The sequence below is a fragment of the Nocardiopsis sp. NRRL B-16309 genome (assembly GCF_001279585.1).
Taxonomy (GTDB): domain Bacteria; phylum Actinomycetota; class Actinomycetes; order Streptosporangiales; family Streptosporangiaceae; genus Nocardiopsis.
In genome coordinates this window covers 91,556-114,722 of the sequence record NZ_LGEC01000087.1, presented here as the reverse complement: position 1 = coordinate 114,722, position 23,167 = coordinate 91,556, and the positions used below count along the sequence as shown (strand labels likewise).

Annotated in this window: 22 protein-coding genes, 2 tRNA genes and 1 rRNA gene; 13 read left to right on the top strand and 12 right to left on the bottom strand. The window is 70.0% G+C overall.

The annotated features are described in order from the left end of the window. Window positions 1-89 (top strand): 5S ribosomal RNA (rrf, locus tag ADL05_RS19995); the annotation flags it as partial. A 226-nt stretch (window positions 90-315) separates the two neighbouring features. On the opposite strand, the gene ADL05_RS19990 is transcribed toward rrf, so the two are convergent. After that, window positions 316-699 carry a hypothetical protein gene (locus tag ADL05_RS19990; RefSeq protein WP_053618529.1) on the bottom strand — a complete coding sequence of 128 codons (384 nt, stop codon included), beginning with the start codon at window positions 697-699 and terminating at the stop codon, window positions 316-318. Between the two features lie 88 nt (window positions 700-787). Between ADL05_RS19990 and ADL05_RS19985 the strand changes: the two genes are divergently transcribed. Next, window positions 788-1,252: a TOBE domain-containing protein gene (locus ADL05_RS19985; protein ID WP_053618506.1), complete on the top strand. Its 465-nt coding sequence runs from the start codon at window positions 788-790 to the stop codon at window positions 1,250-1,252. Window positions 1,253-1,630: 378 nt separating this feature from the next. Here ADL05_RS19985 and ADL05_RS19980 read toward each other — a convergent pair whose 3' ends face one another. Next, the gene (locus ADL05_RS19980; protein WP_053618505.1) at window positions 1,631-1,939 is read right to left on the bottom strand and encodes a hypothetical protein; all 309 of its coding nucleotides are present in this window, start codon (window positions 1,937-1,939) and stop codon (window positions 1,631-1,633) included. A 489-nt stretch (window positions 1,940-2,428) separates the two neighbouring features. Between ADL05_RS19980 and ADL05_RS19975 the strand changes: the two genes are divergently transcribed. From ADL05_RS19975 to ADL05_RS19960, 5 genes are all read left to right on the top strand, one after another. Beyond that, entirely contained in the window at window positions 2,429-3,193 is a 765-nt protein-coding gene (locus ADL05_RS19975; RefSeq protein ID WP_053618528.1) for a helix-turn-helix transcriptional regulator, read from the top strand. 149 nt (window positions 3,194-3,342) lie between these two features. Then, window positions 3,343-3,465 (top strand): DLW-39 family protein, encoded by a 123-nt coding sequence (locus ADL05_RS30650; RefSeq protein ID WP_231640829.1) that lies wholly within the window; start codon window positions 3,343-3,345, stop codon window positions 3,463-3,465. Between the two features lie 225 nt (window positions 3,466-3,690). Continuing rightward, a tRNA-Ala gene (locus ADL05_RS19970) sits at window positions 3,691-3,763 on the top strand. Window positions 3,764-4,972: 1,209 nt separating this feature from the next. Further along, window positions 4,973-5,305, top strand: coding sequence for a WhiB family transcriptional regulator (locus ADL05_RS32310; RefSeq protein ID WP_053618504.1), 333 nt, complete (start codon window positions 4,973-4,975; stop codon window positions 5,303-5,305). 310 nt (window positions 5,306-5,615) lie between these two features. Continuing rightward, on the top strand, window positions 5,616-6,221 hold the full coding sequence (locus tag ADL05_RS19960) for a DUF1707 and DUF4870 domain-containing protein (protein WP_231640825.1): 606 nt from the start codon (window positions 5,616-5,618) through the stop codon (window positions 6,219-6,221). Window positions 6,222-6,299: 78 nt separating this feature from the next. Here ADL05_RS19960 and ADL05_RS19955 read toward each other — a convergent pair whose 3' ends face one another. Further along, window positions 6,300-6,896, bottom strand: a complete 597-nt coding sequence (locus ADL05_RS19955) for a hypothetical protein (protein WP_053618502.1) — start codon at window positions 6,894-6,896, stop codon at window positions 6,300-6,302. A gap of 363 nt (window positions 6,897-7,259) precedes the next feature. Here ADL05_RS19955 and ADL05_RS19950 point away from each other — a divergent pair, with 363 nt between their 5' ends. Continuing rightward, entirely contained in the window at window positions 7,260-7,784 is a 525-nt protein-coding gene (locus ADL05_RS19950) for a peptidylprolyl isomerase (RefSeq protein ID WP_053618527.1), read from the top strand. 285 nt (window positions 7,785-8,069) lie between these two features. Beyond that, entirely contained in the window at window positions 8,070-8,819 is a 750-nt protein-coding gene (locus ADL05_RS19945; protein WP_369800976.1) for a rhomboid family intramembrane serine protease, read from the top strand. A 292-nt stretch (window positions 8,820-9,111) separates the two neighbouring features. On the opposite strand, the gene ADL05_RS19940 is transcribed toward ADL05_RS19945, so the two are convergent. From ADL05_RS19940 to ADL05_RS19905, 8 genes are all read right to left on the bottom strand, one after another. Next, complete coding sequence (locus ADL05_RS19940; RefSeq protein ID WP_053618500.1) at window positions 9,112-9,366, bottom strand: cell division protein CrgA; 255 nt, start codon at window positions 9,364-9,366, stop codon at window positions 9,112-9,114. 139 nt (window positions 9,367-9,505) lie between these two features. Continuing rightward, window positions 9,506-11,293, bottom strand: a complete 1,788-nt coding sequence (gene pknB, locus ADL05_RS19935; RefSeq protein WP_053618499.1) for a Stk1 family PASTA domain-containing Ser/Thr kinase — start codon at window positions 11,291-11,293, stop codon at window positions 9,506-9,508. Between the two features lie 86 nt (window positions 11,294-11,379). Then, window positions 11,380-12,867: a serine/threonine-protein kinase gene (locus tag ADL05_RS19930; protein ID WP_053618498.1), complete on the bottom strand. Its 1,488-nt coding sequence runs from the start codon at window positions 12,865-12,867 to the stop codon at window positions 11,380-11,382. Next, window positions 12,867-14,330, bottom strand: a complete 1,464-nt coding sequence (locus ADL05_RS19925; RefSeq protein WP_053618497.1) for a penicillin-binding protein 2 — start codon at window positions 14,328-14,330, stop codon at window positions 12,867-12,869. Before ADL05_RS19925 ends, ADL05_RS19930 begins: the two co-directional genes overlap by 1 nt. Then, on the bottom strand, window positions 14,327-15,733 hold the full coding sequence (locus ADL05_RS19920) for an FtsW/RodA/SpoVE family cell cycle protein (protein WP_053618496.1): 1,407 nt from the start codon (window positions 15,731-15,733) through the stop codon (window positions 14,327-14,329). Before ADL05_RS19920 ends, ADL05_RS19925 begins: the two co-directional genes overlap by 4 nt. Before the next feature lie 4 nt (window positions 15,734-15,737). Further along, on the bottom strand, window positions 15,738-17,093 hold the full coding sequence (locus ADL05_RS19915; RefSeq protein ID WP_053618495.1) for a Stp1/IreP family PP2C-type Ser/Thr phosphatase: 1,356 nt from the start codon (window positions 17,091-17,093) through the stop codon (window positions 15,738-15,740). After that, a complete protein-coding gene (locus tag ADL05_RS19910) occupies window positions 17,090-17,653 on the bottom strand; it encodes an FHA domain-containing protein (RefSeq protein WP_053618494.1) in 564 nt (187 codons plus the stop codon). The genes ADL05_RS19915 and ADL05_RS19910 overlap by 4 nt, the downstream gene beginning before the upstream one ends. 233 nt (window positions 17,654-17,886) lie before the next feature. Then, window positions 17,887-18,648 carry a DUF3662 and FHA domain-containing protein gene (locus ADL05_RS19905; protein ID WP_082376612.1) on the bottom strand — a complete coding sequence of 254 codons (762 nt, stop codon included), beginning with the start codon at window positions 18,646-18,648 and terminating at the stop codon, window positions 17,887-17,889. Between the two features lie 249 nt (window positions 18,649-18,897). On the opposite strand from ADL05_RS19905, the gene ADL05_RS19900 reads away from it, so the two are divergent. Both ADL05_RS19900 and ADL05_RS19895 read left to right on the top strand, forming a co-directional pair. After that, window positions 18,898-18,980: transfer RNA gene (locus ADL05_RS19900), tRNA-Leu, on the top strand. A gap of 286 nt (window positions 18,981-19,266) precedes the next feature. Further along, window positions 19,267-19,881, top strand: a complete 615-nt coding sequence (locus tag ADL05_RS19895; protein ID WP_053618492.1) for a TenA family protein — start codon at window positions 19,267-19,269, stop codon at window positions 19,879-19,881. A gap of 112 nt (window positions 19,882-19,993) precedes the next feature. Here the strand turns inward: ADL05_RS19895 and ADL05_RS19890 are convergent, their stop codons facing one another. Beyond that, complete coding sequence (locus ADL05_RS19890) at window positions 19,994-20,566, bottom strand: SSI family serine proteinase inhibitor (RefSeq protein ID WP_053618491.1); 573 nt, start codon at window positions 20,564-20,566, stop codon at window positions 19,994-19,996. 68 nt (window positions 20,567-20,634) lie between these two features. On the opposite strand from ADL05_RS19890, the gene ADL05_RS19885 reads away from it, so the two are divergent. Then, window positions 20,635-20,967 (top strand): rhodanese-like domain-containing protein, encoded by a 333-nt coding sequence (locus ADL05_RS19885; RefSeq protein WP_053618490.1) that lies wholly within the window; start codon window positions 20,635-20,637, stop codon window positions 20,965-20,967. A gap of 77 nt (window positions 20,968-21,044) precedes the next feature. After that, window positions 21,045-23,132 carry a PAS domain S-box protein gene (locus ADL05_RS19880; protein WP_053618489.1) on the top strand — a complete coding sequence of 696 codons (2,088 nt, stop codon included), beginning with the start codon at window positions 21,045-21,047 and terminating at the stop codon, window positions 23,130-23,132. Window positions 23,133-23,167: the final 35 nt, after the last annotated feature.

Here is a 23,167-nt window from a genome sequence, read left to right as displayed (position 1 = left end):
CCCGGTCTCATTCCGAACCCGGTCGTTAAGTCTCCTTGCGCTGATGGTACTGCCCTGTGGTGGGGTGGGAGAGTAGGTTGCTGCCACGGTTTTTCGTTGAAGGGGGAGAGGGCTTTCGTGGTCTTCTCCCCCTTTTTTTTGTGCCCATGCTTGTGCGTTTGTGAAGTGTGGGTGGTGGGTGGGTGTTGCGGGGGCGGGGGTCCCCCCGGTTTCCAGTGTGGTGGGAGGTGGGGTGGTGCGCCAGGCCCGCACCCGCACCTGTGGACAACGCGGCGGCCGGCGGGCCTCACCAAGGAGAGCCCCGCCGACCGGCGGTCAGCCGTTCGGTCTCACCACCTCGAAGAGTCGAGCCAGCTCGTCGTCCAGCTCGTTCACGATGCCATGGCCTTCCTGGCCGGGCATGGGAAGCTGGAACAGGAATGACGTGCCGATCACTGCCCCCACGGCCCTGTCGCCGGACCGCAGGCGGCGATTGAGGAAGCCGAGCACTCCGCGCCAGTCGAGCCTGCGCTCGATGGGTACGCCGTTGATGTCCGCGGCATAGGCAGCGACGATCTCGCGTGTCACTTCGATCCCGAAGAACACGTGCGCGAGAAAGTCCTCCGGGCCGTCGTAGTAGAAGTCGATGTTCTCGCCGAGCGGTGGGAAGTTCTCGACGAGATCGAGGGCGAAGCACTCCTCGGCCTGAGCATCTGTCACCACCGACACTTCCCTACCTCGCGCCTCGCGAATGAGCCTCAACGTGGTTCGACTGGGGTCGCCTCTCCGGGGTTTCGAGGATCTCATGATGCCGGCACGGCGTCGGCCGGAGACCGAACCCTCGCCGGGTGCCGGGGAGCCCGTGGTGATCCCGGGCGAGCCGCGCGCCGGCCGCGTCCGGCGCGCACTCCGCACGCTGACGCCCCGTGCGGAGTGCCAGGGGCCGGCGAACGAGGGGCACGGCATCGCGGTGCCACGGCCCGAACGGGTGAAGGTCGCGGAGTATGCCGGAACGTCCCGCGCCTGGGCGCCGAGCGCGCGGGAGGACGGCGGCCTCGCCCGGGTGGCCGACGTGACCTTCGCGGGCCACGGCATCGTCGTCCACCTGGTCGTGAAGGAGTCCGCCACCAGGGTCAGGGCACGGTCCCACCATCACCCGGCTCCGGAGGTGGGCGCGTGCGTGCGCGTTCGGGTGTCGGGTGGTGTCTTCCTCGTCACCGGTGACCCGGCGCAGGCCTGGGAACAGGGCCGGGGGGTGCCGTGGCACCGGTGAACTCGGCGGTCCCGGTGAATTCGGGACCGGTATTCAGTCCTCGTCGACTTCCGGGGATTCGACCATCTGCCGCAGCAGCGCCACGAAGTCCTCTTCACTCATGCTGGACCAGTCAACATGCTCGTTCATGTTCAGCGGTCTCCCCAGACTGGAGATCAATAAGCCTCTGGTGGCCGAATTGATGTGAGAAGTCTGGGTTAACCCCTCGTGAGGTCAGGCGGAACGAGGGGCGGAGAGGAGAATGGTCGCCGGGAGCGCGGGAGCCGGGAGCCGGGGCTGAGCGCTGGCCCGTCCGCGGGGGCCGCCTCCGGCAGGGCCCGTGAGACGCGCTGAGCGGGCCGCGGTGGCCCGGCGCCGTGCCGACCGCGACGGCGTCCCTCAGACGCGCTGCTGGAGCGCGCTGCGGCACTCCGGGCAGCGGCAGCGCTTGTTGTAGCCCGTCACCGTGCCGTGCGGCAATGCTGGATCGCGCTGCTCCGTGAGGGTGGCGTCGAGCTGGTCGCCGAAGGGCGTGAGGATGCGCGCCGTGGAGAAGACCTGCTTGGGCCGGATGTCCAGCTCGGCCGCGGCCTCGTCGATGTGCCTCCCCATGCGGAGCTTCGCGATGAGCCGGGACCGTGTGCTCGGAGGCATCTGGGCCTCCGCGTTCGCGATCAGCTGCTCGGTGTCGTCTATGGGGTGGCTCATGGGTTTCCTCTGCGTGTGCGGGTACGCCCGCCGGGACGGGCACCACAAGCATCGTACGCGCTTTCTTCCCCGTGGCATCAGGTTGAGACGTAGACGACAGAAACGGACAAACCGGCCATCTGGTCACGTCAGCTCCCCGCACCTCACCGAGCGGCGGTCCGGCACGGTGGGCCGCGTGTGCTGAGTGACTGACGTGGCTGAGGTGAACCCGGTTCTTCTGATGGTGCTGATGTGGCTCTTCAACCGGAAGTAGCCCCTGCGCTTCGTGACAATCCGTAGTTCTGGCGTCCGATCGGGCCGGTGTTCACGAGCCCTAATGCATCGAATCCAGCGTTGTTTTCTAGAAACGCATTGCTAGATGCTAGGCGTCGTGTTTCGCTGGAGGACGACCACCCCACTCCGTGTCATTGGATGCGCGTTATGGCCAGCCCCACGGTTCGTCGTCGTCGACTCTCCGCCGAACTCCGCCGTCGCCGCGTGCAGGCGGGCCTGACCCTCAGCGACGTCGCCGACGAACTGGAGTGGTCGCCCGCCAAGCTGGGCCACATCGAGACCGGGATCCGCAAGTGGCCGTCGGTCATGGAGATCTCGGCGCTCCTGCGCCTGTACGGCGTCACCGGAGGGCAGCGCGAGGCGATCCTGACACTCGTCCGGGAGTCCCGGCTGCGGCCGTGGTGGACGGAGTACGAGGACGTGCTCCCCTCCGCCTACGTCGGCAACGAGGCGGGCGCGGTGGCCGTCGAGTGCTACGCCGGCATCCTCGTGCCCGACCTGCTCCAGGTGCCCGACTACACGGCCGCGGTCGCCCGGGCCCTGGGGCACGGGGAGCGCGGGGCCGAACGCATGGTGGCGGCCCAGCTGAAGCGCCAGGAGATCCTCGACCAGGGCGGCCTGGCGCGGTACCACGCGATCGTCGAGGAGGACGCCCTCCAACGGGTCGCCTCCGACCTCGACCTCCTGCGGGCGCAGACCACCCGGCTCGTGGAACTGGCGACCGGGAGCGACCACGTCACCATCCAGCTGCTGCCGACCTCGGCCGGCCCCCACGCGGGCGTCGCGGGCCCGTTCGCCGTCCTGGAGTTCGACGAGGACGAGGCCGCCCTGGCCTACGTCGACGCCACCCAGGGCGGGGCCATCGTCGAGTCGGAGGAGGCGGTTCGCGCATGCCGTCGGGTCTGGGGCGAACTCGCCCGTGTGGCGGCGTCGCCGCAGGCCACCGTGGGCATCCTCCGCCGGATGGCCCTGCTCACCTGACCGTCCTTCGGAGAAGTTGGTGTGAATCGGTCCACGGTGGCGGGGACCGCCCGAGAATGCTTGCTAGTGTGCTAGGTGACAACCTCATAAAGTTCTCCATGGACCCCCGTCCGGGGGACCGTGTCAGTACCAACGAAAGGGTCCAGGCAGTGAAGAAGATCATCATCCTGGCGCTGGTGGCCCTCGGGGCTTTCGCCGTCTACCGCAAGATCCAGGCCGACCGCGCCGAGCTCGACCTGTGGACCGAGGCCACGGCGGTCAGCGAGAGCTGATCGGCGCACGCCTGGCCGCCGTCAGGAGGCCGGTCGGTTTCCACCGGGAGGACCCCGAGTCCGCCCGTGCGGGACACGAAGACGTGGGTGGGCCGATGAACCCGAGGTGCGACCCACGGCTTTGTGCTGTTTCTGGTTCCTGGAGCGTGGCCCCACCCGAGTGATCGGGGCATCCCTGCGAGGAAGGTATGCTCCTCCTAGTGACCAGGGCGATCGCCCGGTCCGGGGGCCATAGCTCAGCTGGCAGAGCGCCGGTTTTGCATACCGGAGGTCAGGGGTTCGACTCCCCTTGGCTCCACTCGCGTTCGCGCGGTTCACAGACATGACGACGGCCACCCGGCCATGAGATCCGGGTGGCCGTCGCGCGTTTCGGGACACCTGCGCCAATCACTTGCGGCCATCCGCGCGCCGGGGTCCTCAGACCCTTGGCTCCTCCGCGTCCTGATGTACCGGTCGTCCGGAACCGCCCGATTCCCCGGCCGCGCCTGATTCGAGATGCGTCACGCCCGCCCGGCGCACTGGCGGCCCGGTCCCTGGGGCCACGCCCGGTCCCATGTCCACCGGGGCTCGCAGGCTCCGCTCCGCCTCGATACGCCGGTCGGTCCGGAACCGCCCGGCTCTCCGACCCCCGCTCGCCCCGACGGCCGCCGCGCCCGCCGCTACAGGGTCACTGCGCTCGGTCGGCTGATCCCGTCGATACGACCCGTTCGGCGCCCGGAACCCCTCGCGGGTGGTCGCCGCGCATCATCGTCTGTGCCCCTGTGCCCCTGTGCCCCTGTGCCCCTGTGCCCTCGCTGGCTCCTCACCGCCCGCCGGTCCCGGCGTGCTGGCCCGGTCCGACCGGGGGGTCGAACAGGCGAACGAGGTGTCGCGAAAGCGCAAAAATGGGGCATATGCCCATAAGAATGGCACTCGTGGATCCCCGGTGTGCGAAATGCGTTGGGTTACTATTCAGTAGGACAAAGATCGTCTTCGCGGGCTGGTTAATGAGTGACTCGTGGGGTTCGGGTGCGAGTCGGACCGGGTGGTCCGTATAGTCCGTTCGGGTGAGTCTGGTCACGGAGAGTCGGACTGGAGAACCGTGAACTGATTGGGCCACTCGATCATCGGATGTTACATCATCGCAGGTCAATACGCGTGTGGCGGAAAGGCTGGGGTGCGGCCTTGCATACTGGTTGCTCGCGGGCGATTCTGGCCCATGCAGTGACTCTCTGTGTGTGTATGATGACACTCCCCCTAAGTGCAATGGTCCTAGTGGGCCATATGAGAAATAGGCCTCTTGGGGTCTGTTGGTGAACTGGGACGATCCGTAGTTTCGACACCAGCGACAACGAGGAAGACAGCACGCCGAAACGATCGACCCCCAAGGCGAACCGGGCGGCCCCCGCCCGTACTCGCCCACCGTCCTTGTTTCGGTCCGCTTCTCCTCATCCGCCGACGGTCGTGGCAGTCGGTTCGGTCGGCGGAGACCGATCACCACACATGCTGATCTTGGGAGTGGGGCAACATGTGGAACGAAAAGATGGCGGCGCGCGCCAAATGCCGGGAGATCGACCCTGACGCGCTGTTCGTGCAGGGCGCGGCCCAGAACAGGGCCAAACTGATCTGCCGTGGCTGCCCCGTCCGAACGCAGTGCCTGGCCGAAGCGCTGGACAGCCGGATCGAGTTCGGTGTCTGGGGAGGAATGACCGAACGGGAGCGCCGGGCGCTGCTGCGCAGGCGCAAGGACGTCACCAACTGGTACGAGCTGCTCACCAGCGCGGAGCGGCACTACGAGCGCGAGCGCGGCGACCAGGAGGCCGCCAGGCCGGTCGGTGTGCCGGCGGCCGCGCGGCGGTAGCGGAGCCCGCTGGGCGTGCCGCACGGGGCTGGGGAGGCCCGTGCGGGGGCGGACACCGGGTCGGAGGGGCCGACGGAGGGGAGCGGCCGCCGACACGGCGGGAGCGGGGGTGACCGACCAAAGTCGGTCCGCGTCCGCGACGAAGGTCGCGGACGACCTCAGGGGAGGATCAGGGACAGCCCCCATATCCACGGCCGCACCCATGGCGCATCATGGAAGGGAGCACGGTCGTCCTGGACGGTCTCGACCGTCGACCGTGCTTCCTTCGGCGTTGGGAGTGGGAGTGGCTGTGAAGGACGCTCAGTATCCGGTGAGGCGACCAGGGGAGCGGCCCGGTGTCCAGCCCCACCTCCGACTCACCCACGCGGACCGCGACGCCGTCGCGGAGGTCCTCCGCGAGGCCTACAGCCAGGGGCAGCTCGACGAGGACGAGTTCGAGGAACGCCTGGACACCGCCATGCGCGCCAAGGTCGGGGCGGACCTGGAACCGCTCACCGCCGACCTGGGCGTCGCGCCGCTGGGCGCGCCCTCCGGGCCCGCCGCGGCACCCGCCGCCAAGGACCGGCCGGGCCCCAAGGAACCCCTGGAGAGCACCTCCACCGAGCGGGTGCTCGCGGGAGTCGGCCACGCCGGGAACTACTTCTTCCCGGTCATCGCGCCGCTGCTGCTCTTCCTGGTCAGCGACCGCGCCTCCCCCTACCTGCGCCGGCAGGCCCTGGAATCACTGAACTTCCAGCTCTTCTGCATCATCGGCGGGATCGCGAGCGTGCTCCTGGCCTGGCTGGTGCTGCCGATCGCCGTCCTGGTCTACGTCGTGGTGGGATGGATGGTCCTGCCCGCGGTCGCGACCATCGCGAGCCTGCTCGGGCGCAACTGGCGCTACCCCATGTTCTTCCGGGTGGTCAAGGACGACTGACACCCGGGGCCGACGACGGAACGGCCCGGGACCATCGGCGAGTACGCCGTTCGGTCCCGGGCCGTTCCCGTGTCCGGGTCAGCGGTCGGCACGCCCGTTCTTCTGGGCGCGGTCCTCCCCCACCGCGCTGCGGACCTTCTCCTTGGCCTCCTTGGCCTTCTCCTTCGTCGACTTACCGGCCTCGGCGGCCTTGTCGGCGGCGGCGGAGGCCGACTCCTCGAGGTTCTCCCGCGTCTCGCGCACCTGCTCCCGGGCCTGGTCCAGGTGCTCCTCCCACTCGGCGTCCTGGGAGGACTGGCGCAGCCGGATGAGCGAGTACACGATCACCCCGCCGACCAGGGCGGCACCGCCGATGAGCACGCCCCGGGGGACGCGCCGGGACCCGCGCAGCCTGCGCAGCCCGCGGCGGGCCGGCGCCGGGTCGACGCGCTGGGCGGCCGAGCTGAGCAGCCCGGACACGCGGGGCGCGAAGGTGTCCTCCACGCGCTGTGCGGCGGTCTCCAGTCGGGGCGCGGTCCAGCCGCGCGCCTGCAGGAGCTTGAGGGCGGCCTGGTCCCGTGCCTGGTCGGCGTAGGGGCCGAACCGCTCGGCCTGTTCCTTGGCCAGGTCCTGCAGGCGGGCGAGAGTCGCTTCCGCCTCCTTGCGTGCCTTGCGACGCTTGGCAGTGATAGGCACGTCGTCAGCTCCTTTGATCGTTCACTGGATTCCTGCGTTCGCCACCCGGTGGCCGACCTGGCCACGCAAAGCGGCCTGCAGTCGTCCCTACCCGTTATCCGGGTGTTATCTCAACTTACGTCCTCTCCGGCGGCGTTTGGAGCTTCGACACCGGCTGTGGCACTTTCGATGCGTCCTCATCCTCCTCATGCGTGTCACCGGTCCCACCCGCCCCGCCGCTCCCTCGGCGCGGAACGGACCCGGAGGTCGCGCCGCCTGTCCCGGGTGCGGCCGTATCGTCCACAACCCGCCCGGTTCCGGCGAACCGCGGTGGCCAGCCGGGTAACGTGAGCACGTAACCGAAGTCGATCGAAAGGCACATTGGTGTCCGACTCCAAGGGTCAGCCCACCGCGCGGCTGAACACCAACAAGGGAACCATCGTCGTCAAGCTGTTCGAGGAGGAGGCGCCCGAAACGGTCGCCAACTTCATCGGGCTGGCGGACGGGTCGAAGCAGTGGATGGACCCCACCACGGGCAAGCCGTCCAACAGCAGCCTGTACGAGGGCACGATCTTCCACCGCGTGATCGACGGCTTCATGATCCAGGGCGGCGACCCGCTCGGCACCGGCCGTGGCGGCCCCGGCTACACCTTCGGTGACGAGATCCACCCGAAGCTGCGCTTCGACCGCCCGTTCCTGCTGGCCATGGCCAACGCGGGCCCCGGCACCAACGGGTCGCAGTTCTTCATCACCGTCGACAAGCCCTACTGGCTCGACGGCCGCCACACGATCTTCGGCGAGGTCGTCGAGGGCCAGGACGTCGTGGGCGAGATCGCGACGACCCCCACGGACGCCCAGGACCGTCCCCGCGAGGACGTGGTGATCAACAGCATCGAGATCTCCCGCTAGGGAGCCGTCGGACCGAGCACCAGGAGGCGGAACCCGCCCATGACCGCACCCCCACCACCGTCCGGGGCCGCGCCCGAGCCGGGGCCGGCAGCCCCACGCACCTGCTACCGCCACTCCGACCGGGAGACCGGGGTGAGCTGCACCAGGTGCGGGAGGCCGATCTGCCCGGACTGCATGGTCGAAGCGGCCGTGGGTTTCCAGTGCCCGTCCTGCGTCACGGAGGGGAGGCGCGGAACGAGGACCGCCCGGACCGCCTTCGGGGGCCGGACGGTCACCCGGCCGTACGTGACGTGGACCGTCCTGTCGCTGATGGCGGTGGGATACCTGGTCCAGATGGGAACGGCGGATCCGGTGGGGTCCGCCGCGGCGTCCCCGCTGGTGCGACTGTTCGGCATGCTGGGCTACGCCTACGATCCGGCCGCCGGACAGGCCATCGGCGTGCTGGGCGGCGAATGGTACCGGCTGATCACCGCCGCGTTCCTGCACGGCGGGATCTTCCACCTGCTGTTCAACGGGTACGCGATGTACCTGCTCGGCACGCAGTTGGAGCGGTGGCTGGGCCACGGGCGCTTCCTGGCCCTGTGGGGGCTCGGTGCCCTGTCCGGATCGGCACTGACACTGCTCGTCGCCTCGTACGGGCTGGAGCTGTCGCCGCTGGGCGGCCTGCCCGAGCCCGTGCTGGCACAGCTGTCCGTGCCGCTCAACCAGGTGTCGATCGGCGCGTCCGGAGCGGTCTTCGCCCTGTTCGGGGCGGTGTTCGTCCTCGGCCGCCGACTCAACCTCGACCTGCGGGCGGTCGGGATCCTGCTGCTGGTCAACCTCGTGTTGACCTTCCTGGTTCCGCGGATCTCCTGGACCGCGCACATCGGCGGTCTCATCGCCGGCCTGGTCCTGGGCGCGGTCTTCGCCTACGCGGCCGGCTCGGCCGCCCAAGCGGGGCGTCGCACGCTGGTGCACGTACTCCTGGCGACGGCCTACGGCGCGCTGGTCCTGGCCCTGGTGTTCCTCGTGGCACCGGGCCTGGTCTTCGACTGACGCGGTTCAGCCGACGTCCGACGGGCCCGGACCCGGCCGCGGGGGATCATCCCCGAGGCCGGCACCGGGCCCGTCGTCGTATGGGGGTCGTCAGGGTTCCGGGCGCCGACATGTCGACATGGCGACCCGGGGCGGTGGATCACCGGAACACCCCGACGCCCCACGACAGGGAGCCGGGGGCGGCCCCCGCCGGTGTGGAGCACGGGGAGAAGAGCCGTCCGCGCGGGAGGCGGACGTGACCGCGCGGGAGCGCCGTCCAGCGGCCGTCCCGGGCGGTACGCGGCTCAGGCGCTCAGTGCCAGCGCGTGGAGAGGACGACGGCGACGATGATCCCGCTGAAGCCGATCAGCAGGTTCCAGTTGTGCCAGTCCTGCATGTACGGGACGTACTGCCCCGCGATGTAGTAGACCGCGATCCAGAGAATGCCCAAGACGAAGAAGCCCAGCATCGTCGGCACGAGCCAACGCGGACTGACCTGGGGCTTCTCTTTGGAAGGAGGCGGCGTGTAGACGGCCTTCTTCTTGCGATCGTTGCGGGACTTGGGCACGGTCGCTGCTCCAGAGAGGTGGGGCGGTACGGAACGATTCCACAGTCTACGCCCCGGGGGACGCGGCCGTCACCGGCGGGACGCCGCGGGCCGCCCTCCCCACGGGGAGAGCGGCCCGTTCCGGTTCACCGGCGCCTGGTCACCCGCCCGGGAGGAACCCGCCGTCGTCCTCGTCCCCGTCCGGCGGCGTCTCGCCGTCGGTCGGCTCCTCGGGCTGCGTGGGCTCCTCCGGCTGCGTGGGCTCCTCGGGCTCCTCGGGCTCCGTGGCGATCGTGACCGTCACGGTGGTCCCGGAGTTGACCGTCTGACCGGCCGCGGGCGCCTGGGAGATGACCGTCCCCGCCGGCGCGTTCGCGTCCTCCTGCTCCTGGAAGGAGGCGGTCAGCCCCTCCTGGGACAGGGCCGCCTCGGCGTCCTCCCGCGTCATCCCGAGCAGGTCGGGAATCTCCACCTGTTCCGGCCCGGAGGAGACGTGCAGCGTGATATCGGCGCCCGGGTCGGCCGATTCGCCGGCGCCCGGGTCGGTGCCGATCGCGGTGCCCTGGGCGACGTCCTCACTCGGCCGCTCCTCCGGGACGACGTTGTCGAAGCCCGCTTCGTTGAGCGTCGAGGTCGCCTCCGACTGGCTCTGACCGGCCACGTCGGGGATCTCGATCGCCCCCGGGCCGCTGGAGACGAACAGGACGATCTCCTCGTCCAGTGCCAGGTCGGTGCCCGAGGCCGGGTCGGTCTCCACGACCGTCCCCGGTTCCTCGTCGCTCTCGCGGTTCTCCGAGGTGACGTTGGAGAAGCCCGCCTCCTCCAGGGTGGCGCGGGCCTCCTCCTCGGTGCTGCCGGCGACGTCGGGCACCGCCCGCAGTTCCGGTTCCTCCGTCGTCCCCTGGCTGAACAGGAAGTAGGCCAGGCCCAGCGACGCGATCACGCCGACGGCGAGCAGGACCCACAGCGCGGCCTTGCCCGCACCGCCCTTGCGGCGGTCGTCGTCGTAGTCGTCGTCGTAACCGTCGTCGTAGTCGTCATAGACCGCGGGCGGCAGCGTGGTCGTCGCGCCCGCCCCGGCCATCGCCATGGTGCCCGCCTGGGTGGGCATCCCGGCCAGGCCGCGCTGGATGTCGGCGCGCATCTCCGCGGCGTTCTGGTAGCGCTCCTCGCGGTCCTTGGTCAGGGCCCGCAGCGTGATGTCCTCCAGCCAGTCGGGGACCTGCGGGTCCACCTCGGTGGGCGGAACCGGCTCCTCCCGCACGTGCTGGTAGGCGATCGAGACGGGGGAGTCACCGGTGAAGGGCGGCTGGCCGGTCAGCAGCTCGTAGAGCACGCAGCCGGTGGAGTAGATGTCGCTGCGGGGGTCCACCCGCTCACCGCGCGCCTGCTCCGGTGACAGGTACTGCGCCGTGCCGATGACCTGTGACGCCTGGGTCATCGTCGCCTGGTCGTCGCCCATCGACCGGGCGATGCCGAAGTCCATCACCTTGACTTCGGCGTTGCGGGTCAGCATCACGTTCGCGGGCTTGATGTCGCGGTGGACGATCCCGTTGTCGTGGCTGTACTCCAGCGCGTTGAGGATGCCGTCGACCAGTTCCGCCGAGCGCTCGGGCACCAGGCGGCGGTCGTCGTCCAGGAGTTCCTTGAGCGTGCGGCCCTCCACGTACTCCATGACGATGTACGGGATGGACACCCCGTCGACCATGTCCTCGCCGGTGTCGTAGACGGCGATGATCGCGGGATGGTTCAGGGACGCCGCCGACTGGGCCTCCCGGCGGAACCGGGCCTGGAACACGTGGTCCCTGGCCAGGTCGTGTCTGAGGGTCTTGATCGCGACGAGACGGTCGAGTCGAAGGTCGCGGGCACGGAAAACCTCAGCCATGCCGCCGCGCCCGATCACCGTGTCGAGTTCGTAGCGGCCGCCAAGGAGCCGGGGCTGGGACATGTCGTGTACTGATCCTCGTGTCTTCCGGAGACCGCACGCGGGCGGCCCCCTACCGTGAGCGGCGCTCGCTCACGGCCTCGTCACTGTCAGGTCTCTCCGTCTTCTCCGCCGGTGTCGCCGCCGGTGCCGTCTCCGGGGGGAGTGCCCTCGTCGTCGTCACCGCCGCCACCACCGTCGTCACCGCTCGGGGGCGGGCTGCTCGTGTCGTCACCGGGCTCATCGTCGCCGGTACCGTCGTCACCCTCGGGATCGCTGGGCTCCGCCTCCGGATCGCTCGGCTCGGGGGACTCGGGCGTCTCCGGCTCCGTCGCCGGATCGTTCCAGTCGGGGGTGTGGTCGTACTCGGGCTCCACGTAGCCCCCGTCGGTCTCCTCCACCTCCTCGCTGGGGGTGTCGGACGGCGTGGACTCCACCGTCGCCGGTGTGTCGACGGAGTCCCGTGCCGTCTCCGCGTCCGAGCCCTGATCCCACAGGAAGCCCGCGAGCACCGCGCCGGCGATCAGGACCGTCGCGGCCACCGCGGCGACGACGACGGGGAACCGGACACGCCGGTCGGGCGTCGGGCCCAGCCTAGCGGAGTCGTCCGCCTGGCCAGCGGCGACGGCCTGCTGACCGGAGGTCCGGCGCGTCAGGGCCCCGCTGGAGGGGCCGGACACCGCGCCCACCACGGCGGTCGGCGCCACCGGGGAGAATCCGGTGGACGGTGTCGGCGGCCCCGTGCCGGCCTCGGAACGGATCACGGCGGCCATGTGCGCGACCTCGCTGGCGGACGAGGGGCGCTCCTCCGGGTCCTTGACCAGGAGTGCGGCCACCAGGTCGTCGACCTCCAGGGGCACGTGGTCGGGCAGCTCCGGCGGTTCGTCGCGGGTGTGCGCCAGTGCCAGCGCCACCGGGCTGTCCCCGGTGAACGGCGGGGTCCCGGCCAGGCACTCGTAGGCCACCACACCGAGCGCGTACAGGTCCGAGGCGCTGCTCGCGGGCTGGCCGAGCGCCTGCTCGGGCGAGATGTACTGCGCGGTCCCCATGACCATGCCGGTCTGGGTGAGCGTGACCGACATGTCGCCCCGCGCGATACCGAAGTCGGTCAGTTTGAGCTGACCGTCGCCCGTCACCAGGAGGTTGCCGGGCTTGATGTCGCGGTGCACCACACCGCGGGCGTGCGCGGCCGCGAGCGCCTGGGCGGCCTGGCACAGGAAGTCCAGGGTCTGGTCGGGCGTCAGCCGGCCGTGCTCGCGCAGGACCTGGGAGAGCGGTTCGCCGACGACCAGCTCCATGATCAGGAACGCCCGGCCGTCCTCCTCGCCGTAGTCGTAGACCTGGGCGATCCCCGGGTGGGAGAGCCCCGCCGTGATCCGTCCCTCGGTACGGAACCGCTGCCGCGCGGTCGGCTCGGCCATCTGGGACAGGTGCAGCAGTTTGACCGCCACAGGGCGGTTGAGCAGGGTGTCGGTGGCCTTCCACACCGTACCCATGCCGCCGGAGCCGATCTGCTCCTCCAGGCGGTAGCGATCGCTCAGAACGGTCCCAACCAGTTCATCGGGACCGTTCCGGGGAGTCGGTTCGTCGGCGCTCACTACAGAACCACTGCCTCCATCATCTGACGCGCGATCGGCGCGGCCAGCGAGCCACCGCTGCCGCCGCCGAACTCGATCACGACCGCCACGGCGATCTGCGGATCGTCGGCGGGCGCGAAGCCGATGAACCAGTTGTGGGTCCGGTCGGTGCCGTTCTCGGCGGTACCGGTCTTGCCGGCCACGTCCATACCCGGGATCGCGCCGTTGAGGCCGGATCCCTCGGGCGGGGTGGTGACCAGCACCATCATGTCCGTGAGCATGTCCGCCGTGCTGGGCTCGACGGCCTGGCTGTAGCTCTCCGGGCTGGCCTGCGTGACCACGGACATGTCGGAGTCGAGCACGGAGTCCACGAGGTAGGGGTGCATGACCTCGCCGTCGTTGGCGATGCCGGACGCGACCATCGCCATCTGCAGCGGAGTGGCCTCCACGTTGGACTGGCCGATGCCGGCGCGGCCGAGGATGCTCTCGTCCGACTCGGCCGGGGCGAAGCTCGGCTCCACGGACATCGGCACCTGGAGGCCCTCGTCCTCGGGCGGGTTGAAGCCGAAGGCGGTGGCCTGGTCGGACAGCGCCTGGCCGCCCATCTCGATCGCCCAGTTGGCCATGGACGTGTTGCACGAGATCTGGATCGAGTGCGCCAGCGAGTCCGGCTGACCGCCGTTGCAGGTGCCGCCGGGCGTGGCGTTGGGGAGCACGGGTCCGGTCGGGAACTCGAGGACGTCGGGGGCGTCCATGGTGGACTCCCCCGTGGCGTCCAGGTTCTCGATGGCGGCCGCCGCGGTCACGACCTTGAACGTGGAGCCCGGTGCGTAGCGCTCCTTGAAGGCCCGGTTGAGCAGCGGCTTGTCCTCGTCGTTCTCCATCGCCACGAAGTTGTCGATGGCGTCCTGCTGGTCGGTGATGCTCACGACCTCGTTGGCGTCGTAGGACGGGTAGGAGACCGCGCCGAGGATGGCGCCGGTGTCCGGCTGGATCGCGACGGCGGCGCCGTTCATGCCCAGGTCGACGAACCCCTGGTATCCGGCCTCCTGCACCGCGGGGTCGAGCGTGAGCTGCACGCGCGCCCCCTCCGGCTCGCGACCGGTGATGATGTCGCGGAAGTTGCGGACGGCGAGGCGGTCGTCCGAGCCGTCCAGCAGCGAGTTCTCGGTCTCCTCGATGCCCGACGCGCCGAAGGCGCGGAACGAGCCGACGACCGGCGTGTACGCCTCGCCGCCCTCGTAGACGCGCTGGTACTCGGGGGAGGCGTCGTCCTCGGCGATGTTCTCCGAGTAGGCGACGTTCTCGTCCCCGACGATGATCGGACCCCGCGCCTCGCTCAGCCGCTCGCTGTACAGGCGGCTGTTGAGCGGGTCCTCGATGAGGGAGTCGGCCTGGAACCCCTGGATCCAGGTGAGGTTCAGCATGAGCACGCCGAACAGCGCCATGGTGAAGACGCTCAGGCGGCGGATCGGTGTGTTCATCGTCGGATCACCTGGGTCGCGCCCTCGTCCTGGATTGCTTGCGGTGCGGGGCGCCGGGCGTTGTCACTGATGCGCAGCAGGACGCCCATCATGATCCAGCTCGCCATGAGCGCCGAACCGCCGGCCGCCATGAATGGAGTGGTGGAGCCGGTCAGGGGGATGACCCTCGTCAGCCCGCCCAGCACGATGAAGACCTGGTAGGCGAGGACGAAGGCGATACCGCTCGTCAACAGCTTGTTGAAGGGGCCGGTCGCCGCGAGGGCCACGCGCATGCCCCTCTCCACCAGCAGGAACAGGACCATCAGCACGGTCAGCAGACCGGTGAGTCCCAGCTCCTCGCCGAGGGAGGAGAGGATGAAGTCGCTGTCGGCGGCGAAGATCGTGTGCGCCTGGCCGGCGCCCAGCCCGGTACCGAAGACCCCGCCGTAGCCCATGCCGATGAGGCCCTGGACCAGCTGCTGGCTACCGCCGACCTCGTAGTAGACGTCCTGGTCGAAGGCGTTCTGCCAGATGTTGACGCGGGCGCGCACGTGCCAGAACAGGAAGTAGGCGACGGTCGCGCCGGCCATGAACAGCCCGAGGCCGATGACCACCCACGAGGAGCGCTGGGTCGCCACGTACAGCATGGCCAGGAAGGTACCGAAGAGCAGGAGCGAGGTGCCCAGGTCCCGCAGGAGCACCAGCATGCCGATGGCGGCGATCCAGCCGACCAGGATGGGAGCGAGGTCCCGGGCCCGGGGCAGGTCCATCAGCTTGAAGCGGCCGATCTTGATGGGCTTGCCGACGATCGACAGCACCTGGCGCTTGTTCATCAGGTAGGACGCCAGGAAGATGACCAGCGCGATCTTGGCGAACTCGGACGGCTGGAGGGTGAAGGGCCCGATGCCGATCCACAGGCGCGCGCCGTAGACCTCGCGCCCCAGGCCGGGGATGGCCGGGAGCATGAGCAGGACGATGGCGACGAGGCCGGTGATGTAGGTGTAGCGCTGGAGGACCCGGGGATCCTTCAGGAAGATGATGATGAGGAAGCACAGGACCAGGCCCACGGCAGACCAGACCAGCTGCATGCCCGCGCCGGCGCGTTCGATGTCCTCGGCCCCGACGACGTCCAGGCGCCAGATCATCGCGACCCCGATCCCGTTCAGGAACAGGGTGCAGGGGAGGATCAGCGGGTCCGCGTAGGGCGCGAAGAACCGCATGGCGACGTGCGCGGCGAGCGAGAGCGCGCCGAAGGTCATGCCGACGGTCCACATCGCGGCGGGGACGCGGCCGTTGAGGTTCAGGCCGGCGATGGCAATGCCGGCCATGGTGATGGCGACGGCGACCGCGACGAGGGCGAGTTCGGCGTTGCGCCGTTTGATCGGCGGTAGCGCGGTGGGCGCCTCAGGGGTGGTCGTGGTCATCGGTTCACTCCGACTCGGTCGCGGGCGATCCGGTGTCGGACCCGGTGGCGCGCTCGCCCATGTTCGCGACGACGTCCTGGGCGCTCTCCAGGTCATCGGCCGGCAGGGTGTTCTCCACCGACTGGAGGTCGGCCTCGGGCAGGTCGTCGAGCCTGATGCCCGTGTCCTCGACCTCTTCCGACAGGTCGATCCCGGCGATGTCGGTGTTGATGCCCTGGTAGACGCTCACGGTCTCCCCGTCGGGGGAGGGGCCGATGTAGTACTGGCTCTCCACGTACTGGCGCCCGAAGTAGTAGCCGCCCGCGGCCACGGCGCCGACGATGACGACGAAGACGAGCACGATCGGCCACCAGCGGCGCTGGCGGTACTCGGGCTCGGACGCGGGGCGGCCCCGGGGCGTCGGGGCGGGCTCGTAGTCGTCGTAGTCCTGGTCGTACCGGTCGTCGTAGGGCGCGCCCGCGTAGTCCGGCTCGGGTGCGTCGTCGCGGACGGGGTCCATCTCGGCGGTGTCGCCGCCCACGCGCAGCTCCTGGGCGCGTCTGGCGGGTGTGTCCGGTTCCGGTTCGAGGGTGGCGGCGCGCTGGTCGGCGGCGCCCACCACCTGCGCGGCGGCCGTGGGCCCCTCGCGGTCGGTGTCGGTCTCGATCACGTCGGCCACGACCGCGGTGATGTTGTCCGGACCGCCGCCGCGGTTGGCCAGGTCGATGAGCTTCTTGGCCGCGGCCCGCGGGTCGGTCTCGGTGGCCAGGGTCTCGTGGATCGTCTTCTTGCTGACCACGCCGGACAGGCCGTCCGAGCAGAGCATGTAGCGGTCGCCGACCTTGGCCTCGCTGATGGAGATGTCGGGGTCGACCGGGCTCTTGCCGTCCAGCGCGCGCAGGATGAGCGAGCGCTGGGGGTGGGTGGCGACCTCTTCCTCGGTGATCTTGCCCTCGTCGACGAGGGTCTGCACCAGGGTGTGGTCGTGGGTGATCTGCTCGAAGCGCGGCCCGCGCATGAGGTAGGCGCGGGAGTCGCCGATGTGGATCAGCGCGACCCGGTGGCCCGACCAGAGCATGGCGGTGAGGGTGGTGCCCATATTCTCGAGCCGGGGCTCCTCCATGATCCGCCGCGAGAGCGAGGCGTTGGCCTGCTCGACGGCGCGCTGGAGGTGCTCGGCCATCTCGTCGGGCTCGTGGTCCTCGGCGTCGAGGCGGCGGATCGAGGAGATCGCGATGGAGCTGGCCACCTCGCCGCCGGCGTAACCGCCCATGCCGTCGGCCACCGCGAGGAGGTGCTGGCCGGCGTAGCCGGAGTCTTCGTTGCCTTCGCGGAGGCATCCTACGTCGGAGTACGCCGCGTATCGGAGAGCGATTGTCATTTGCGCAGTTCCAGGACGGTTTTGCCGATACGGATGGGCTGACCCACCGTGATGGGCTGGGGGCGGTTCAGCTTCTGCTGGCCGAGGTAGGTGCCGTTCGTCGAGTTGAGGTCCTCCACGAACCAGCGGCCGTTGTCGGCGTAGACGCGCGCGTGGCGGCCCGACGCGTAGTCGTCCGTGATGACCAGGGTGGAGTCGGGCGCGCGTCCGATGAGGATGGGTTGGGAGGCGAGGTCGACCGTGGTCCCGGTGAGCGGTCCCTGGGTGACCGCCAGGACGGACGGCTCGTTGCGTCGCTGGCGCTGCGGCCGCTGACGGGGCGGCTCCGAAGCGGCGGCCCTGCTGGGCGGGGCGGTGCGCGCCCGCTGACGGGGCTTCTTCTTGGCCTTCTTCCTGGCGCCGAAGAGGTCCGTGCTGATAACGCCGACCGCCATGAGGACGAACAGCCAAAGCACCGCGAGGTACGCGATCTTGATCAGTATGAGGGTCAAGTTGGACATCGAACTGCTCTTCAGCCCCTGTCGTGCTTCGGCCGGGGTGGCGGTCGCTGCCGCCACCATGTCTGCCCCACCTTCGGTCGGTGAGTCGTCGAGCTCTGCGGACCGCGCCCCCCAGGGTCGCGGTCCCTCGTGCCAGATCGGTCAGGTCTTCGCGGAGACTACCGTCCCGACCGGATATCCGACAGCGGGCTCCTATTCCACCTGTCTCGGAACTATCGACCGTTCAGACGCCGACAAGACGGCGTTGGTTGCGGTCCTGTCGGCACTGATCGGCGGAACGCCCCGGGCGCGCGTCAGTCGCGGCGGAACGTCATGGTCGTGCGGCCGAGGCTGATCCTGGTGCCGTCGACGAGCCGGGCCTGCCTGACCTGCTGGCCGTTGACGAAGGTGCCGTTCGTGGACCCCTTGTCCACGAGGATCGCCTCTTCTCCGTCCAGCCGGATCTCCACGTGGTGCCGGGAGACGCCGTTGTCCACCAGCCGCAGGTCGCAGTCGGTGCCGCGGCCCAGGAGGGTGACCGGTGTCGTCAGCTCGAAGGACTGCTGCATGCCGTGGCTGGCGATGCTGCCCTCGGCGGTCGCGCCGCCGGGGGAGATCAGCAGCCGGGGCCGGCCGGTCTGGCGGGGCCCGCTGGAGGCGCCGGGGTCGCCGACGGGCTGGCGCACCTCGCCGTCCTTGCCGACCATGGTGCCGCGGACGACGCCGGACCGGATGCGGAAGCGGCCGGTCTTGAGTCCTTCGTCGGACCTGAAGTGCACGCGGACCGGACCGACGAAGGAGTATCCCTGTTCGGTCGCGTAGTCGCGTGCGAGTTTGGACAGCTCCTGGCCGAGGCTGTCGGCGTAGACCTCCAGGCGCTCTTTGTCGCTGGCCGCGAGTTCCACGATGAAGTCGTTCGGGACCAGTGTGCGGCCCTGCGCGACGATCGCGGCTCGTTCGTCCATCTCACGCTGGACGGCGCTCGCCACCTCGACCGGTTGGAGCTCGGACTTGAAGGCCATCGCGAAGGTGCCTTCGATCATGCCCTCAAGCCTGCGCTCGAAGCGTTGGAGCACTCCCACGAGGTACCTCCCTTGTACTCCACTCCGTATGTGTAGACGATCGTAACCGGGTCAGGGTGCCCCTGCTCTCAGGTGCACCCCCGGGAAGGGCCCTGGAGAGCCCGGTTCGAGGGGGACCGAAACGGGTGTGCGAGCCGCCTTCAGACCGTGCTAGCCTTATCCATGTCGCCAGGCGAACGGCCCACACAAGGGCGGATCACCTGGCCAGACAACTGGATACGGTCAACTGGATTCACTTCACCCGGGCGGGTGGCGGAACGGTAGACGCGCACGGTTCAGGTCCGTGTGTCCGAAAGGATGTGAGGGTTCAAATCCCTCCTCGCCCACTTCTCTCTCGGGGCGACCCTGCTGGCGCGTGAACGCGCTCACAGGGTCGTTCCGTCGTTTTCCCTGGGAAACTCCCCAGAGCCCCGACGCGGGGCTTCTTCCACAAGATACCCGGTGAGGATCGTGAAGCGATCGTCACCGGGTTTTCGCTTGTCCGGCCCCCGGGGTTCCGGACGTTCCGGTCGGAGGGACCGGGGCCGCAACCGGTCACGTGTCCCCTTCTCCCCCGCGCGTGGCGGCCGACCGGCCCAGAGGAGGCGTCCGGGCGGATGGCACACTTCGCTCGTGAGCACCATCGAACGACTCCATGAGATCGGGCGGCCCCTGGTCGCCGAGCAGCTGGCCCATCCGACCGTCGCCGGCATCGCCCGGGGCGACCTCGACGAGCGCGCCTTCCGCTACTGGCTGGAGCAGGACCACCTCTACCTGCTCGACTACGCGCGGGCGTTCTCCCGCCTGGCCTGGCAGGCGCCCGACGACCACCTCGCCGACCTGGTGGGCATCGCGCACAGCACCCTGAACGAGGAGTTGGAGCTGCACCGCTCGCTCTCCGGGGAGTTCGGCGCGGACCTGACCACGAAGGAGAAGGGCCCGGCGTGCGCGGCCTACACCGCGTGGCTGCTGGAGGCCGCCGCCGACTACCGGGACGGGCTCGCGGCCGTCTACCCCTGCATGTGGGGCTACAACACGCTCGGGCTCGAACTGGCGAAGTCGCGCCCGGCGGACCCGCGCTACGCGCGCTGGGTCGACACCTACGCCGACCCCGAGTTCACCCGGCTGACCGAGCACTACGGGCGCCGCCTGGAGGAGGCCGCACCGGATCCGGAGCGGGCGGAGCGCTTCTTCCTGGAGGGCATGCGGCACGAGGTGGCCTTCTGGGACACGCCCTACACCCCCTGAGACACGGCCGCGCCGGGACGGTCGCCCGCGCCGGGGCGGCCCACCCCGTTCGCGCGGGGCGGGCCGGACCGGGAGGGGCCGGGTCCTCGGGACCCGCCCCTCCCGGGCGGGGTCAGAAGGCGATGACGGTCTCGACCGTCTCGAAGCGGTCGATCTCGCAACCGCCGACCTTGTTGAACTCGGTGTCGATCTCGGTGTCGCCGATGTGGCCGGTGACGTGGACGACCTCGGGGCCGCCCATCTGCATCGTGCACATCATGTCGCTGGTGTCCATGAGGAACGGCTCGGTGCCGACCTCGGCGATCTCGTCGCAGGCCGCTTCGGCCTCGGGGTGGTCGCCGCCGACGGGGTCACAGGTGAGCGTCCACACGCCCTCCTCGTAACCGGCTTCCGGGGTGAGGGCCTCGTCGTCGCTGAGGGTGCGCTCGATCGTGAGGACGGTGTCGGCGGCGGGAGGGGTGGCCTCGGTGTCGTCGGGGGTGTCGGGGTCCTGGGTGTCGTCGTCCGGATCGGGTGACGCCTCCTGGTCGTCCTCGTCCGGGGGAGAGGCGGATTCCTGTTCTGCCTCGGGAGCGGCCGTGCCCACCTCGTCTGGCTCGGTGCCGCAGGCCGTGATAAGCAGGCCAAGGGCTGCGAGTGCGGCGAGGCGGGCCGGCAGGGCCGTGGCGATGGTGAGCTGAGCCATACAGTTTGGACGAACTCCGCGCACGCGTGGTTCCATCCATCTCGACGAAATGACGACCAGGGGGCGCAATGTTCGGTGGGGGAGTCCCGGAGACGGGCGTCACGGAGGTTCCCGAGGACGGGTACCTGCTCGATGTCCGCGAGGACGACGAGTGGCGGGCGGGACACGCGCCCGACGCCGTGCACATCCCGCTCGGAGAGCTCGGCGGGCGCGCGGACGAGGTGCCCAAGGACCGGAAGGTGTACGTGGTGTGCCGGGTCGGCGGCCGGTCGGCGCAGGCGGTCATGGCGCTGAACCAGGCGGGCTGGGACTCGGTCAACGTCGCGGGCGGAATGGCGGCCTGGGAGCGCGCCGGCCGCGAGATGGCGGCGGAGGCCGACGCCGAACCGCGAGTGGTGTGAGCGCCGATCGGCTACGAATTCGATCGGATTGCGCGAAGCCCTGCCACTGAGGCACTCGCGGGTGGCACTATGACGACGTGAGTTCCGAGCGCGCGCCCCTCAGCGCCGATGCCGTGCTGGCCTCATCAGCGGACGCCGTGGTCGGTATCGACAGCGAGCGCCGAGTCACCGTCTGGAATCCGGCGGCCGAGCGCATGTTCGGCTGGCGCGAGGAGGAGGTGCTCGGACGGGAGCTGCCGATCATCCCGGCCGAGCTGACGGCCGAGCACGGCGCGGTGCTCGAACAGGTGCGCTCGGGAAGCCCGCTGGCCGTGTTCACGCGCCGCGTGCGCAAGGACAGCGCTGTCATCGACGTCCGCATCAACACCAGCTGCGCCCGCGACCGCCAGGGCGGGCACATCGGCTGGGTGCAGACGCTCTCCCCGTGGAACGAGGTCCAGGTCCAGTCGGCGGCCATGGAACGGGCCCGGCTGGTGCGCCGCCTCACCGACGTGGTCGCCGACATCAACGCCGACCTCAGTCTGAAGTCGGTCCTGGACCGGATCTCCGGCAGTCTCACGGAACTGACCGGAGCCGACGCCGGCGGCTTCGTGCTGCTCAACGAGGACAGGGTCGAGCTGGTCAGCCTCACCGACCTGTCCGACGACCTCCACGGGTACAGCGCGCCGCTGGAGACCAGCCTGTTCGGGGAACTGCTGCGCAGCGGCAAGTCGGTCCTGCTGGCCAACGACGACACCCGGACGCTGGACGACCTGGTGTGGGCCGACCTGCCGGGACTGCACACCATCGCCCTGTGCGTGTCCAACGTGCACGGACGCCCCTACGGCGCGCTGTACGCGCTCTACAGCCAGCGCAGGGTCGGCCACGTCGAGCTGGAACTGCTCGAACTGCTGGCGGCGCACGCCGGGGTCGCGATCGGCAACGCGATGGCCTACGAGGAGCTCAACCTCCAGCGGGTCCACGAACAGGCGGTGTCGGACTCCAGCGCCGACGGGATCGCCGTGCTCGACTTCGGCGGGCGCATCCGCAAGTGGAACCGCTCCGCCGTCGAGCTCACCGGCTACCCGGTGGAGGCGGTCGAGGGGCGCCATCCGCCCTTCCCGCTGCCCGCGTCGCACGGTGAGCCGATCAAGCACCAGCTCAAGGACGGGCGCTGGCTGGAGATCCTCATGGCGCGCATCCCGCGCACGCACGAGTGGGTGGTGGACTTCCGCGACATCACGGCGCAGAAGGCGCTGGAGACCGAGCAGGAGTTCTTCCTGGCCACCACCGGGCACGAGCTGCGCACCCCGATCACGGTCATCCAGGGGTACGCGACCACCCTGATGCGCAAGTGGGACCGCCTGTCCGCGCAGGCCCAGCGCGAGGCCGTGGGCACCATCGCCGAGCGCTCGGCCACCCTGTCCGCGCTCGTGGACCGGCTCCGGCTGGGCTCGGACGTGGCGCGCGGGGAGCTCGACGTCAAGCGCGTCCGCTTCGACCTGCGGGAACTGCTGCGCCGGGCGGTGACCGCCTTCCAACCGCTCTCGGAGCGCCACGACATGACCCTGGACGCCGAGGGCGAGCTGACGCGGACGGTCGGCGACCCGCTGGCCACGGGGATCATCATGGACCAGCTGCTGGACAACGCCATCAAGTTCTCGCCCGAGGGCGGCACCGTGCGCGTGAGCGCCCGTGTGGAGGGCGAGCACGTGACGGTGCTCGTGGACGACGAGGGGCTGGGCGTCGTCCCCGGGGACGAGGACCGGATCTTCGACCGGTTCGTGCAGTCCGGGGTGCGCGGGGACCGGCGGGGCTTCGGCGGTCTCGGCCTGGGGCTGTACATCGTGCGCCAGCTCGCGCGGGAACAGGGCGGCGAGGTCACCGCGCACCGGCGGGAGCGGGGTACGCGGATGCGCCTGACCCTGCCCCGGCACGGCGACGGGCCGCCGGGCGCCGCTGCGGCGGCCACCGGAGTGCGGGCTTCCGGGCACGTGGCGGGCCGGGGGGAGACACGCGAGCGCCCCGGAGATGCCCGGCCGGAGGAGGCGCCGTTACCACCCGTGCCACCCGCTCGGGTGTCTCACGGGCAACCTCCGCACCAAGAAACATCAAACTCGACAAAAGCCGCAGAAGCCTTGCCACGCCAGCGATCCGCGACCCGAAGCCCCGATCGTCGGCCGTGATTCACCTCCTGGTGGGTTTCCCTCCGAGGTGATCG